A 13,875-nucleotide genomic window follows, 5' to 3' on the forward strand; every position below is an offset into this window, starting at 1 on the left:
GGGAGAGGGGAATAAGGTAGGCCGCTACCGCGGCCTTTACCTAAAGGGGCGGCTGGTCATGGCCCCGCCCCGGCTGGCCAGGTCGTTGCGGGTCCCCGCGCGGGTGATGGCCGTCTTCTGGCGGGGACCAAAGTAGCGGTCGTAGATCTCCCCGTAGTTGCCCACCAGCCGCAGGACCCGCAGCATCGCCCCGCCCTTCGCCTCCAGGAAGTTCTTGGCCACCGGGTCGCGGCCCGACAGCTCGGCCAGCCGGGCGGCGTCGCGGGCGACGGCCTGGGTGATGCCCAGTTCCTCGCCCAGAATCACGCCCCAGACGGTCCAGTTCACCACGTCGGCCCACTTGGAGTCGTTCTCCTGGTACATGGGGGCCAGCGGCTCGTCGCTGAACTCTTTGCCCACGATCTTGAAGTCCGCCGGGTTGGGGGCCGTCGACCGGAAGGCCGTCAGCTGGCTCGCGTCGGTGGTGAACACGTCGCACCGGCCCGCCACCAGACCGTCAAACGCCTGCTTGGCCTCGGCAAAGGTGATGAGCTGGAACCGGAACCCCCGCTGGCGCATCTGGTCCGTGATGTTCCGCTCGCTGGTGGTACCCGAGTGGACGCAGATCCGGGCGCCGTTGAGGTCGTCCAGCCCGGCGATCCGCGAAGCGGCGCGCACCAGCAGCCGCTGGCCGTCGTAGAAGGTCACGGGTCCGAAGTCCACCTGGTCGTCCCGGCTGATGGTGACGGTGGTGGTGCGGAACACCACGTCCACCGCGCCGGACACCACGGCCGGAATGCGGTTGGCCGAGGTGAGGTTGACGAACTCCACATCGGGGACGTCCACAAACGCGGCCACGGCCCAGCAGAAGTCGGCGTCGAATCCCACCATGCGGCCGGAGACCGGATCCGGGAACGAGAACCCGGGGGTGGCGCCGGAGACGCCGCAGATCAGCTTGCCCCGGGCGCGGACCATGTCCACCCGGGTGCGGGGCTGGGCCAGCGCCGTGTACGAGACCGCGGCCACCGTGAGGGCCACGGCCAGCAGATAGGCCACACCTCTGCGCACGCTTCCACCTCCCCGTAGGTCGCCGGAACGCCGCACCGGACCCTGCGCGGATGTGGCCGACCTCACCCGATCCGGCCCCGGCGCCCTGCGGCTACTTTCCACGCCGCGCGGCCGTCCCCCTGTGGAGCCCGCTACGGTCGGGGCGGGCCGGACCGCCGGACGACGAGCAGGCCCGCGGCTCCGCCGGCGACCGCCACGGCGGCCAGGATCCGGGCCCAGCGCTCCGCCGCCCCGGGGGCGAGGCCCGCCGCCGTGCCCAGGGGCGGCCCCAGGACGAGGACCCCCGCAACGGCCGCCGCGGCCGAGACCACCACCACCGCGGCGGCGGCCACGTCTTTGGCCACCCGGGCCAGCTCGTGGCGGTTGCGCTGCACGAGCAGGTCCACCACCACCTCCAGGGCCGTGTTGAGCAGCTCCGCGGCCAGGACGGCCGCCATCGCCAGGACCACCACGGCGGCCTGCAGCGACGGCAGGCGCAGCCACGCCGCCACGACCGTCACGGCGGCGGCCAGGACCAGCTGTACGCGGAACGTGCGCTGGGTGGCCACGGCGTGGCGCAGCCCGTCCCAGGCGTGGGCGAAGGCCTGGCGCAGGGTGCGCCGGGACGCCGGCTCCCTCACCCCCGCACCTCGATGCCGATCTCCCGCAGGAGCCGGCGCTGGAGGCGGTCCATCCGCGCGGCGTCGGTCCGGCGGCGGTCGTCGTACCCCAGCAGGTGCAGCACCCCGTGGGCGGCCAGCAGGGCCAGTTCCGCCGCGGGAGGATGCCCCGCCCGGCGCGCCTGCGCGCGGGCCCGGTCCACCGAGATCACCACCTCCCCCAGCCACCGGACCCCGCGGGAAGGTCCGGGTTCCGCGCCGCCGGGAAACGACAGGACGTCGGTGGCCCTGTCTGCCCCCAGGTACCGGCGGTGCAGGCGGCGGATCTCCCGGTCCCCGACCAGGGCCACGTCCACCCGCACTCCCGGAGGATGCCGGCGGCGGCCGAGCACATGGCGCACCACCCGGCGGACCAGGCGCACCCACCGGGGCGACACCGTGACCCGGGCGACCACCCCGACCGTGGCGGAGCGGCGAGGCCGACCGGCCGGTGCCCTCCCGTCCCGCCGTGACCTGCGCGATCGTCGGGAACCCCGCACCTGCACGTTCTGTCCCCCCGCGCACTCCTGTGGGGGTGGCGCCGGAGCGGCGCGCGATGCCCGCCTGCACCCCGGACCGCGCGCTCTCAGCGCACCGACGCCGGCCGGTCCCGGGCGCCCGTCCGGAGGTCGCGCTCGAGCTCCGGATACTCCACCCGGGGGTGGAACATGGTGGCCAGCAGGCGGACGAACACCCGGGCGATGGCGTCCAGGTCCCGGAAGGTGAGGTCGCACTGGTCCAGCTGGCCGTCGTCCAGCTTCTCCCGGATGATGCGCCGGACCGTCTGCTCGATGCGGTCGGGCGTGGGGCGGGTCAGCGCCCGGGTGGCGCCTTCCACCGCGTCGGCCAGCATCACGATGGCGGTCTCGCGGGTCTGGGGCTTGGGACCGTCGTACCGGAAGACGTCTTCGGAGACCGAATCACCCCTCTGCACCGCCTGGTGGTAGAAGTATGCCATCAGGTTGGTCCCGTGGTGCTGGGCGATGAAGTCGGCCACCTGGGAGGGCAGCCGGTACTCCCGGGCGTACTCCAGCCCGTCCCGCACGTGGGACAGGACCGTGAGCGCCGACAGGCTGGGGGTCATGCGGTCGTGGGGGTTGTCCAGGCCCGCCTGGTTCTCGACGAAGAACGCCGGGCGGCGGATCTTGCCCACGTCGTGGTAGTACGCCCCCACCCGCACCAGCAGGCTGTCGGCCCCCACCGCTTCGGCGGCCGCCTCCGCCAGGTTGGCGACGATCAGGCTGTGGTGGTAGGTCCCCGGCGCCTCGACCTGCAGCCGGCGCAGCAGGGGGTGGCTGGGGTTGCTCAGTTCCAGCAGCTTGATGGGTGTGACCAGGCCGAACAGGTGCTCCAGATACGGCAGGGTGCCGATGGTGATGATGCCCGCCAGGACCCCATGCCCCAGGGCGTGGGCCATCTCGGCGACCATGTCGGGGTACCACGGCAGCTGGTCACCCAGGGTCAGGGCGGCCGCCACCAGGGCGCTGGCGACTCCCATCCACACGCCGGCCACCACGAGGTCGGTACGGTGGCTGATCCGCTTGAGGGCGTAGACCCCGGCGGTGGAGCCCACGAAGGTGACCACGCCCAGGCGTACGTCGCCCCCGGCCACGGTGGACACCAGCAGGGCGATGACCGCCGCGGTGTACAGGGCCAGGCGCGGCCGCAGGAGGACGGCGATGAGCATGACGCCCGCACCGGTGGGGATGAGGTAGGGATTCACCCGGCCGATCAGCAGGCGCGCCATGGCCACCGTCAGGGCCACGGCCAGGCTCCACACCAGGAGCAGGCGGTCCTGGGCCCAGATGTCGGGCTGGAACTGGCGGATGTAGGCGCCGCTGACCACCAGCAGCAGGAGCACCATCAGGGCCGCCCCCACCGGACGCTGCCACGACAGGGGCGCCCGCACCAGGCCCAGCGCGGTCAGCTTCTGCATGTGGGCCTCGGTCACCACCTCGCCCCGGCGGACCACCACCTCCCCCCGGAGGATGCGGGTGGTCACCGGGACGACCTCCTCCATGGCCCGGCGGCGCAGCGCCTGGGTGGCGGCCAGGTCCACGGTGAGGCTGGGCTGCAGGGCTGCCAGCGCCACGGAGCTGGCCAGGGTCATGGTGCGCCCGGCGATGGGCACCGCCCGGATGGCGGACCGCACCTGGTCCTGGGCCCGCGGGAGGTCCTCCGGCCGCACCCCCTCCTCCATCACCCGCGCCACCGCCTGCTCGGCGGTGGCGCGGGCCACCGCCAGCGAGGGGGCGTCCAGGGTGAGGGCGGCCAGGACCGCGGGATCGTCCAGGGAGACCGGCGCCTGCTGCCGCAGCATCGCAGCCCGCTCGGCGAAACTGAGGCCGCCGACGCCGCGGGCCCGGTCGATGGCGGCAAACGTCCGGGCGATCGTCTCCCGGGCCCTGTCGGTCGCCTCGGGCGACAGGCGCGTCACCGGCCGGATCGCCGCCGCCGCCTCCCGGCGCAGGGCCTCGGTCCGGACGCGGTCCACGAACTCGACGCTGCGGGGAGCCTCCACATCCCGGGGGCTGACCTGCCCCACCCGCAGTTCCAGCCGGGGGGCCAGGTACTGGAGCCCGGTGGCCAGCGCCAGGGCCACGAAGGTCGCCGCGCCGATGACAGTCTTCCGCAACGGCGCCCGCGCCTCGCGCCAGGCCCTGCGCAGCCCCCGGGCGGTCGGAGTGATGGCCATAGAGGAGGCCGCCCCCACGGCGGGGGGCCACTGGTGCATTTTACCCCGGCCGCCACCCGCCCCTGCCTGACGGCGTCCCCCCTCGGGGGCCGTCAGGAGGGGACCAGGGCCCGCAGCCGGCGCAGGACCTCCCCGACGACCCCGCGGGAGCGGGGCACCACCAGGATCGTATCCTCCCCGGCCACCGTGCCCGCCACCTCGGGCCAGCGCACGTCGTCGATCGCCTGGGCCACCGGGGCCGCCCCTCCGGGAACGGTCTTGACAAGGATCAGGTCCATCGCCCGCTCCACCGAGGTGGCGAACTCGGCGCAGACTCCCCGCAGCCGGTCCAGGGTGCCCGGCGGGACAGGCGTGTCCGTCGGCAGGGCGTAGCGGTAGTGTCCTTCCGGGGTGGCCACCTTCACCAGGCCCAGGCGCTTGATGTCCCGGCTCACCGTGGCCTGGGTGACGCGGATTCCCCGGCGGCGGAGGGCGTGGACCAGCTCCTGCTGGGTCCGGACCTCCTGGGTGCGGACGATCTCCCGGATCCGGGCGGCGCGCACCGCGGCCGTCCCTGCCCCGGGCGAGCTCACGCGGGCGGAGCGGATGGCGCGCCGAGCGCGGCCGCGCGCTCGAGCGTCCGGCGGGCCCCCTCGATCCACCGGCGCACCTCCTCCAGGCGCTGGCGGGCCTCGTCCAGCTGGGCGCGCACCGACGCCCTGGCCGTCCCCCCGGGAACATTCTTGGCCTCCACAGCGGCCAGGGGCCGGACCGCGTCCAGGATGTCCCGGTCGCACAGGTGGCTGTGGGACCGGTACACCTCCAGGGGGAGGTCCCACAGGGCGCACCCCCGCTCCAGCGCCTCCCGGACCAGGCGGCCGGCCACCTGGTGCGCCTCCCGAAACGGCATCCCCCGGCGCGCCAGATAGTCGGCCACCTCGGTGGCGGTGAGGACTCCCCCCTGGAGGGCCGCTTCCATGCGGGACGGCACGAACTCCACGCCTTCCAGGAACACCTGCAGCGCCCGCACCGACGCGGCGGCCAGGTCCAGCGCTTCCATGGTCAGGGCCTTGTCTTCCTGCAGGTCGCGCTGGTAGCCGGGCGGCAGTCCCTTCAGCGCGGCCAGCAGCCCCACCGCGCACCCGATCACCCGCCCGGCGCGCCCGCGGATCAGCTCGGCCACGTCCGGGTTCTTCTTGTGCGGCATCAGGCTGCTGCCGGTGGCCACCCGATCGGCCAGGGCCACGAACCCGAACTCCTCGGTGGACCACAGGACGAGCTCTTCGGCCCACCGGGACAGGTGCACCATCAGCAGCGCCGCGTCGGCCGCCACCTCCACCGCGAAGTCCCTGTCGCCGGTGGCGTCCACGCTGTTGGGGCTGATCCGGGCGAACCCCAGCAGACCCGCCACGAGGGCGCGGTCGACCGGAAAGGATACCCCCACCGCCGCGCCCGATCCCAGGGGCAGGACGTCGGCGCGGCGGTAGCAGTCCATCAGGCGGTCGGCATCCCGGTCCAGCGTCCACAGGTACGCCAGCAGGTGGTGCGCCAGGCGCACCGGCTGGGCGCGCTGGAGGTGGGTGTACGCGGGCAGCAGGACGTCCAGGGCGGAGGCGGCCCGGTCCGCCACGGCCGCCATCAGGGCGGCCACCGCGTCCACCAGCCGCACGATCTGCTCCCGGACGTACAGCCGGAAGGCGGTGGCCACCTGATCGTTGCGGCTGCGGGCGGTGTGCAGGCGGCCGGCCACCGGCCCCAGGCGGCGGTAGAGGACGGCCTCCACGAAGGTGTGGACGTCCTCGTAGGGTCCCTCGACCGCCAGACGGCCGGCCCGGACGTCGGCCAGCAGGGTCCGCAGCCCCTCCACCAATGCGGCGGCGTCGGAGGCGGGGATGATGCCGGTCTCTCCCAGCATCCGGGCGTGGGCGATGCTGGCGACCACGTCCCACGGCAGGAGCCGCCGGTCCACGTCGAAGGACGCGGTGTACTGCAGCAGGGCCGGGTCCAGGTCCTCGGCAAACCGCCCGCCCCACATGCGGTGATCCATCTCGATCTGCGCAATCTACTCAATCTGCGCAACGGGATCGCGGAGATCGTGCCGATTGCGCAGATTGGCCCGTATCCGGCCGGCGTGGACCTCGGCAAACACCCGGGTGGGCAGGCCCCACAGGCGGATGAAGCCTCCGGCGTCGGCGTGGTGGTAGACGGCGTCCTCGCCGAAGGTGGCCAGGTCCTGCCGGTACAGGGACACGGGGGAGCTGCGGCCGACCACGGCGCACGCACCCTTGTACAGGCGGACCCGCACCGTGCCGGTGACGGTCCGCTGCGCCACCTCGAAGAACCCGTCCAGCGCCTCCCGCAACGGCGAGAACCACTGGCCGTAGTACACCAGCTCCGCGTAGCGGGGCGCCAGCAGGGCCGCGAAGTGCTGGGTGTCCCTGTCCAGGGTGATGGACTCCAGGTCCTGGTGGGCCAGGGTCAGGATGGCCCCCGCCGGGCACTCGTACAGCCCGCGCACCTTCATGCCCACCAGCCGGTTCTCCACCATGTCCACCCGCCCCACCCCGTGGGCGCCGCCCAGGCGCGTGAGGGTCTGGATCAGGGTCACCGGGTCGGTGGGGACGCCGTTCAGGGAGACCGGGATGCCGGCCTCAAAGCCGATCTCCACGTCGGTGGGGTGGTCGGGCGCGCGCTCGGGGGCCACGGTGAGGGCGTAGGCGTCGGGCGGCGGCTCGCGGCCGGGATCTTCCAGGATCCCGGCCTCGGCGCTGCGGTGCCACAGGTTCTGGTCCACGCTGTAGGGGGCCGCCGGGGTGACCGGGACGGGGATGCCTCGGGCGCGGGCATAGGCCAGCTCGTCCTCCCGGGAGCGCAGGGTCCACTCCCGCCACGGGGCGATCACCCGCAGGTGCGGCGCCAGGGCCTGGTAGGCGAGCTCGAAGCGCACCTGGTCGTTGCCCTTGCCGGTGCACCCGTGGGCCAGAGCATCGGCGCCCACGGCCAGGGCCACCTCGACCTGCACCCGGGCAATCAGCGGACGCGCCAGGGCCGTGCCCAGCAGGTACCGCCCCTCGTAGGCCGCGTTGGCCCGCAGGGCGGGGAAGATGAACTCGGTGGCGAACTGGCGCTTGACGTCCACCAGGTGCGCGGCATCCGCCCCGCTGGCCAGCGCCTTGCGCCGGACCGCCTCCAGGTCCTCGGGCTGCCCCACATCGGCCACCACGGCAACCACCCGGCAGCCGTAGGTCTCCTTCAACCAGGGAATGATGACGGAGGTATCCAGGCCGCCCGAGTACGCCAGGACCACCGTCCGCGGAGCCGTCATGAGGGTCCCTCCTCATCCTTCGGGCCGGCGGCGGCCGCCGCCAGGGCCGCGTCCAGGATCTCGATGGCTTCGTCCACATCCGCCTCGCCGATGATCAGCGGGGGGGCCAGGCGCAGGACGGTGGGCTGCACCGCGTTGACCAGCAGGCCTCTGTCCCGGCAGGCGTCCACCACGGGCGCCGCCTCGGTGGCCAGCTCCACCGCCACCAGCAGGCCCAGACCCCGCACGTCGGTGATGACCGGGTGCCGGCGGGCCAGCGCGCGCAGCCGCTCGGCCAGGTAGTCCCCGACCCGGGCGGCCCGCCCCACCAGGTCCTCCTCGTCCAGGGTCCGGGCCACCGCCAGGGCGGCGGCGCAGGCCAGGGGGTTGCCTCCGAACGTCGACCCGTGATCGCCCGGCGCCAGGGCCTCGGCCGCCCGCCCGCGGGCCAGCACCGCGCCGATCGGCACGCCGCCGCCCAGCCCCTTGGCCAGCGTCACCACGTCGGGCGTCACCCCGAAGTGCTGGTAGGCAAACAGGCGCCCGGTGCGGCCCATCCCGGTCTGCACCTCGTCCAGGATCAGCAGCAGCCCGTGGTCGTCGCACAGCCGCCGCGCCTCCGCCAGGTACTCCCGCGTCGCCGGGTGTATCCCGCCTTCGCCCTGCACCGGCTCCAGCATCACCGCGCACGTGGCGGGCGTCACCGCCGCCCGCAGGGCCGGGACGTCGTTGAAGGGCACCGAGACGAACCCCGCCGGCAGCGGCTCGAACCCCTGGCGGTAGCGGGCCTGGCCCGTGGCCGCCAGCGCGCCCAGGGTCCGGCCGTGAAACGCCCTCTCGGCCACGATGACTTCGAACCGCCGTCCTCCGTCGGCGCGCCCCACCTTGCGGGCGATCTTGATGGCCGCCTCCACGGCCTCGGCGCCGCTGTTGCAGAAAAACACCCGCTCGGCCACCGAGTGCTCCACCAGCCAGCGGGCCAGGTCCACCTGCTCGGGAATGTGGTAGAGGTTGCTCACGTGCAAAAGGCGGCCGGCCTGGGCGCAGATGGCCCGGGTCAGGGCCGGGTGGTTGTGCCCCAGGGCGCACACGGCAATGCCGGCCACGAAATCCAGATAGGTGCGCCCGTCCACCCCGACCAGGCGCGCGCCCTCCCCGGACCGGAAGGCGACCGGCGCGCGCCGGTAGGTGCGCATCAGGTAGCGGTCGCTGAGCTCGATCAGGGTGCGGATGTCCACGGCGGCCTCAAAGGGTGATCATGGTGCCGATCCCCTGCTCGGTGAACAGTTCGACCAGCAGCCCGTGGGGCTGGCGGCCGTCGATGATGTGGGCGGACGGCACCCCCGCCTCCAGGGCGGTCAGGCACGCTTCCACCTTGGGGATCATCCCCCGGGAGATGACGCCCTCGGCCACCAGTGCGCGCACCTGGGCGGCGGTGGCGGTGGAGAGCACCTCCGCCTGCGGCGGCTGGCCGGTGAGGATGCCGGGGACGTCGGTGAGCACGATGAACTTGCCGGCGCCCAGCGCTCCCGCCAGCGCCGCCGCCGCGTGGTCGGCGTTGAGGTTGTAGGTGCGGCCGTCCCGCCCCCATCCCACCGATGCCACCACGGGGATGAATCCGTGCTCGGCCAGCACCCGCACCACCGTGGGGTCCACCTCCTCCACCTCGCCCACCAGGCCCAGGTCCTCCGGCCCGGCCAGAGGCCGGGCCCGCAGCAGCCCGCCGTCCTTGCCGCTCAGGCCCACCGCCCGCCCGCCGGCGGCCGCCAGGCGCGCCACCAGGGCCTTGTTCGCCCGTCCGGCCAGGACCATCTCCACCACGTCCATGGTCTCCTGGTCGGTGACCCGCAGCCCGTTGACGAACCGGCTGGGCTTGCCCAGGCGGTCCAGCATCCGGGTGATCTCCGGCCCGCCGCCGTGGACCAGGACCGGGCGGACGCCCGCCCCCTGGAGCAGCACCAGGTCCTCGGCCAGGGTGTCGGCGGGCTCGCCGTCCATGATGCTGCCGCCGTACTTCACCACCACGGTGCGGGAGGCCCACGCCCGCACGTAGCGCAGGGCCTGGGCGAGGGAAGCGCCCGGGTCGGAGTCGGTCCGCGCCCGGGCATCGGCCGCGGGGGAGGCGTCGGAGCGTCTCATCAGCTCATGTATCCGGCGTTGGTCTTCACGTAGGCCTCGGTGAGGTCAGAAAACCACCCCGACCACGCCCCGTGTCCCAGGCGCAGGTCCACCACGATCTCCACCTCGGGGCGCCGCATGTCCGCCGCCACGGCGTCCAGGTCCGCCCCCGCGGCGGCGCCGCCCCGGGCCACCAGGTGGCCGGCGATCCAGACGTCGAAGCGGTCGGGATCCACCTCCGCCCCCGACCGGCCGGCGGCGGCGACAATCCGGCCCCAGTTGGGCTCCGGACCCGCCAGCGCCGTCTTCACCAGGGGGGAGGTCATCACCGCCTCCGCCACGCGGCGCGCGTCGTCGGCCGAACGGGCTCCCCGCACCACGAGCCTCCCGATCCGTCCGGTGCCCTCCCCGTCCCGCACCACCATCAGGGCGAGCTCCCGGGCCACCGCGTCCAGGGCGGCCTGGAAGGCCGCCAGCCCCTCGCTGTCCTCGTCCAGGGGCGGGTTCCCGGCCATCCCGCTGGCCAGGCAGAACAGGGAGTCGTTGGTGCTGGTGTCGCCGTCCACCGAGATGCGGTTGAACGAACCGTCGGCGGCCTCGCGCAGGGCGCGCTGCAGCGCCGGCGGGGTCACCGCCGCGTCGGTGGTGATCACCCCCAGGGTCGTGGCCATGCGCGGGTGGATCATCCCCGCCCCCTTGGCCATCCCGCCCACGGTCACCGCGACCCCGCCGACCTCCACCCGGGCGGCCGCGGTCTTGGGGAAGGCGTCGGTGGTGAGGATCGCCCGCGCGGCGTCGTCGCCTCCGTCAGGCCGCAGGGCCCGCACCGCCTGCGGAATGCCCCGTCGGAGCGCCTCCATGGGCAGCGGAACCCCGATGACCCCGGTGCTGGCCACCAGCACCTCCTCCTCGGAGGCGCCCAGCCCGGCCGCCACCAGGGCGGCCATCTCCCGGGCGTCGGCCAGGCCCCGGGGGCCGGTGCAGGCGTTGGCGTTGCCGCTGTTGATCACCACGGCCCGCGCCCGCCCCGAGCGGATGCGCTGCTGGCTCAGCAGGACGGGCGCCGCCTTCACCCGGTTGGTGGTGAACACCGCCGCGGCCGTGGCCGGGCGCTCGCAGACCACCAGGGCCAGGTCCGGGCGGGACGCTTTGATGCCGCAGTGGACGCCCGACGCCAGAAATCCCCGGGGCGAGGTGACTCCGCCCGCCTGCAGGGAGACGACAGACGCGTGCACCGCCATCGCGCACCCTCCACCGACGCGTCAGGGAAACAGTCCCGGGGTCTCCAGCCCCAGAGTGTCGGGCCACCCCAGCATGACGTTCATGTTCTGCACGGCCTGGCCGCTGGCGCCCTTGCCCAGGTTGTCCAGCGCCGCCAGGGCCACGGCCACGCCCGCCCGCCGGTCCACCCGCACCGCCACGTCGCAGAAGTTGCTGCCGGTGGTGGCCTTGGTCTGGGGCAGGCCGTCGGCCAGCACCCGCACGAAGGGCTCCCCGGCATACGCCTCCTGCAACACCGCGGTGGCCGCCTCGGTGGTGAGGTCCGACGCCAGCGGCAGATAGGCCGTCACCAGAATTCCCCGGGTCATGGGGATCAGGTGCGGGGTGAAGGCCACCGTCACCGCGTGCCCGGCGCAGGCCAGAAGTTCCTGCTCGATCTCGGGGGTGTGCCGGTGTCCAGTCACCTGATAGGGCCGGACGTTCTCGTTGACCTCGCTGAAGTGCGTCTCCAGGGACGCGCTGCGCCCCGCCCCCGACACGCCGGACTTGGCGTCGATCACGATGCCGCGCGGAGCCACCACACCCGCCTGCAGCAGGGGGACCACCGCCAGCAGGGCCGCGGTGGGATAGCATCCCGGATTGCCCACGATCCGCGCGCGGCGGACCTCCGCCCGGTGGAACTCGGTGAGGCCGTAGGCCGCCTGCTCGAGCAGGTGCGGGCACCCGTGGGGCATCCGGTAGGTCTGCTCGTAGACCTGCGGGTCCCGAAACCGGAAGTCCGCGCCGAGATCGATGACCCGCGCGCGCTCCACCAGCGCCGGCGCCAGGGCCATGGCGCGCCCCGGCGGCACGGCCAGGAAGACCACGTCCGAGTCGGCGGCGATGCGGGCCGCATCCGCCGGCTCGGTGACGGCGTCGGTGAATCCCCGCAGGTGGGGATGCAGTCCGGCCAGGGGCTCGCCGGCCCGGGTGTCCGCGGCCACATGGGTGAGCCGCACCCGGGGATGCCCCACCAGCAGGCGGGCCAGCTCTCCCCCGCCGTATCCCGATGCGCCGATGATGCTCACCCGGACCGCCATGGCCCCTCCGCCCGCGCGCGGCGCGGTGCGAAAAATCATACCAGCCTCTGCATGAACATGCAAGGGCAACCGGCGGGTCCGGACGGGCGCCCTAGGGCCCCGGCGGGACGGCGGACCGGCGCAGGACCAGCTCGTACAGGAGCATAGCCACCGCCGCCAGCCCGGCGGTCTCGGTGCGCAGGATCAGCGGTCCCAGGGTGACGGTCAGCGCGCCCTGGGCCCGCGCCTCCTCCACCTCGGCCGCGGTCAGGCCGCCTTCCGGCCCCACCACCAGCGCCACCCGCCGGGGCGATGCGTCCCGGAGGGCGTCGGCCAGGGTGCGGCGGGTCTCCCCTTCCCACAGGACCAATCGGAGGTCGCAGGAAGCGATGCGCGCCAGGGCCGGGGCCAACGACATCGGCGGATGGACCGCCGGCACGTCGCTGCGGCGGCACTGCTGGGCCGCCTCGCGGGCGATGCGCCGCCAGCGGTCCACCCGCCCCTCCGCCCGCGGGACGGCGCGGGCCGCGAGGAGGGGGATGAACTCCGCCACTCCCAGCTCCGTGCCGGCCCGCACCACCGCGTCCATCTTGGCGCCCCGGGGTACGCCCTGAACCAGCACCACGGTCAGGGGCGGCGTGCGCCCGGTCCGCACCTCCACCACCCGGCCCGTCACCTGCGCGGGGGTGACGGTGAGCAGTTCCACGACCCGGTCCACGCCGCTGCCGTCAAACGCCACCACCCGGTCGCCGGGGCGCAGGCGGAGGACCGTCGCGATGTGGCGGGCCTGCTCCCGGGCAAAGTTCACGCGATCCCCGGCCACCCGGTCCGCGGGCACGAAGAACCGCCGCGCCGGCGCGTCGCGCTCCGTCACGGCCGTCTCCTCACCCGGAGTCCGCGCGGGCGAGGACCAGGCACCGCCACTCCTCCTCGGCGCGGCGCTCCACCACGGTCCACCCGCAGGCCCGGGCCACCGCCTCCACCTCCAGGCACCGGTCGGCGCCGATGCCGCCGGCCGCCAGGCGGCCGCCGGGGCGCAGGTGCGCGGCGGCCTCGGCCACGAACTCCAGGTGCAGGTCCGCGGTGAGGTTGGCCACGATCAGGTCGCCCTGCTCGGGCACGTCGCGCAGGAACGTTCCCACGCGCACCTCGACCCGGTCGGCCACGCCGTTGTGGACCACGTTGCGGGTGGCCACCTCCACCGCCACCGGGTCCACGTCCACCGCCACCACCCGGGCCGCCCCCAGGCGGGCGGCGGCGATGGCCAGGATCCCCGATCCGGTCCCGACGTCCAGGACGACCTCCCCGCCCCGCAGGCAGTCTTCCAGCACCTCCAGGCACTGGCGGGTGGACGGGTGCAGGCCCGTGCCGAACGCCATCCCCGGGTCGAGGCTCACCACGACCCGCCCCGGAGGCGGCGGCTCCGCCTCCCAGGTCGGAGTGATCCACAGGGTGCGCCCCACGGGCCGCGGCCGCACGTAGCGCTTCCAGGCGTGCGCCCACCCCTCGTCCTCGACGACGCGGGTGCGGATGCGGCCGGGGCCGATATCCAGTCCCACCCGGGGCAGGGCCCGGACGCGCCGGGCGATGGCCCGCAGGGTCACGTCGGTGGCCGGCCCGACCGGCAGGTACGCCCGCAGCACGACCTGGCCGGAGCGGGGCGTCTCCTCCTGGACGCCTCCCACGCGGGTTTCCAGCAGGATGTTGGCCACCGCCTCGGCGGCCTGGGGGGTCGTGGTGATGGCGATCTCTACCCACCGCATGGCGTGCGCCGCACCGCCGCTCAGGCGGATCCCCGGACGTCGCCCCCGGGCG

General features: G+C 74.3%; 13 protein-coding genes. All 13 read right to left on the bottom strand.

What is annotated here, in order from left to right; all coding sequences use genetic code 11:
- Positions 1-36 precede the first annotated feature (36 nt).
- The gene (locus RB150_03425; GenBank protein ID MDQ7819592.1) at positions 37-1,047 is read right to left on the bottom strand and encodes a transporter substrate-binding domain-containing protein; all 1,011 of its coding nucleotides are present in this window, start codon (positions 1,045-1,047) and stop codon (positions 37-39) included.
- 131 nt (positions 1,048-1,178) lie between these two features.
- The gene (locus tag RB150_03430; protein MDQ7819593.1) at positions 1,179-1,667 is read right to left on the bottom strand and encodes a diacylglycerol kinase; all 489 of its coding nucleotides are present in this window, start codon (positions 1,665-1,667) and stop codon (positions 1,179-1,181) included.
- Positions 1,664-2,101, bottom strand: coding sequence for an rRNA maturation RNase YbeY (gene ybeY, locus RB150_03435; GenBank protein ID MDQ7819594.1), 438 nt, complete (start codon positions 2,099-2,101; stop codon positions 1,664-1,666). The genes RB150_03430 and ybeY overlap by 4 nt, the downstream gene beginning before the upstream one ends.
- A gap of 170 nt (positions 2,102-2,271) precedes the next feature.
- Complete coding sequence (locus tag RB150_03440) at positions 2,272-4,380, bottom strand: HDIG domain-containing protein (protein MDQ7819595.1); 2,109 nt, start codon at positions 4,378-4,380, stop codon at positions 2,272-2,274.
- 92 nt (positions 4,381-4,472) lie between these two features.
- Positions 4,473-4,922, bottom strand: a complete 450-nt coding sequence (gene argR / locus RB150_03445; protein MDQ7819596.1) for an arginine repressor — start codon at positions 4,920-4,922, stop codon at positions 4,473-4,475.
- Positions 4,923-4,948: 26 nt separating this feature from the next.
- Positions 4,949-6,406 (bottom strand): argininosuccinate lyase, encoded by a 1,458-nt coding sequence (argH, locus tag RB150_03450; protein ID MDQ7819597.1) that lies wholly within the window; start codon positions 6,404-6,406, stop codon positions 4,949-4,951.
- A 15-nt stretch (positions 6,407-6,421) separates the two neighbouring features.
- Positions 6,422-7,684, bottom strand: a complete 1,263-nt coding sequence (locus tag RB150_03455) for an argininosuccinate synthase (GenBank protein ID MDQ7819598.1) — start codon at positions 7,682-7,684, stop codon at positions 6,422-6,424.
- Complete coding sequence (locus RB150_03460; GenBank protein MDQ7819599.1) at positions 7,681-8,901, bottom strand: acetylornithine transaminase; 1,221 nt, start codon at positions 8,899-8,901, stop codon at positions 7,681-7,683. The genes RB150_03455 and RB150_03460 overlap by 4 nt, the downstream gene beginning before the upstream one ends.
- Positions 8,902-8,908: 7 nt before the next feature.
- Complete coding sequence (gene argB / locus RB150_03465; GenBank protein MDQ7819600.1) at positions 8,909-9,802, bottom strand: acetylglutamate kinase; 894 nt, start codon at positions 9,800-9,802, stop codon at positions 8,909-8,911.
- Positions 9,802-11,022 (bottom strand): bifunctional glutamate N-acetyltransferase/amino-acid acetyltransferase ArgJ, encoded by a 1,221-nt coding sequence (gene argJ / locus RB150_03470; GenBank protein MDQ7819601.1) that lies wholly within the window; start codon positions 11,020-11,022, stop codon positions 9,802-9,804. The genes argB and argJ overlap by 1 nt, the downstream gene beginning before the upstream one ends.
- 21 nt (positions 11,023-11,043) lie before the next feature.
- Positions 11,044-12,081, bottom strand: a complete 1,038-nt coding sequence (argC, locus tag RB150_03475; protein ID MDQ7819602.1) for an N-acetyl-gamma-glutamyl-phosphate reductase — start codon at positions 12,079-12,081, stop codon at positions 11,044-11,046.
- Positions 12,082-12,172: 91 nt separating this feature from the next.
- Entirely contained in the window at positions 12,173-12,934 is a 762-nt protein-coding gene (locus RB150_03480) for a 16S rRNA (uracil(1498)-N(3))-methyltransferase (protein ID MDQ7819603.1), read from the bottom strand.
- 10 nt (positions 12,935-12,944) lie between these two features.
- On the bottom strand, positions 12,945-13,875 hold a 931-nt coding region (prmA, locus tag RB150_03485; GenBank protein ID MDQ7819604.1), incomplete at its 5' end, for a 50S ribosomal protein L11 methyltransferase.

It is taken from the genome of Armatimonadota bacterium, assembly GCA_031081675.1.
Taxonomy (GTDB): domain Bacteria; phylum Sysuimicrobiota; class Sysuimicrobiia; order Sysuimicrobiales; family Kaftiobacteriaceae; genus Calidihabitans; species Calidihabitans tengchongensis.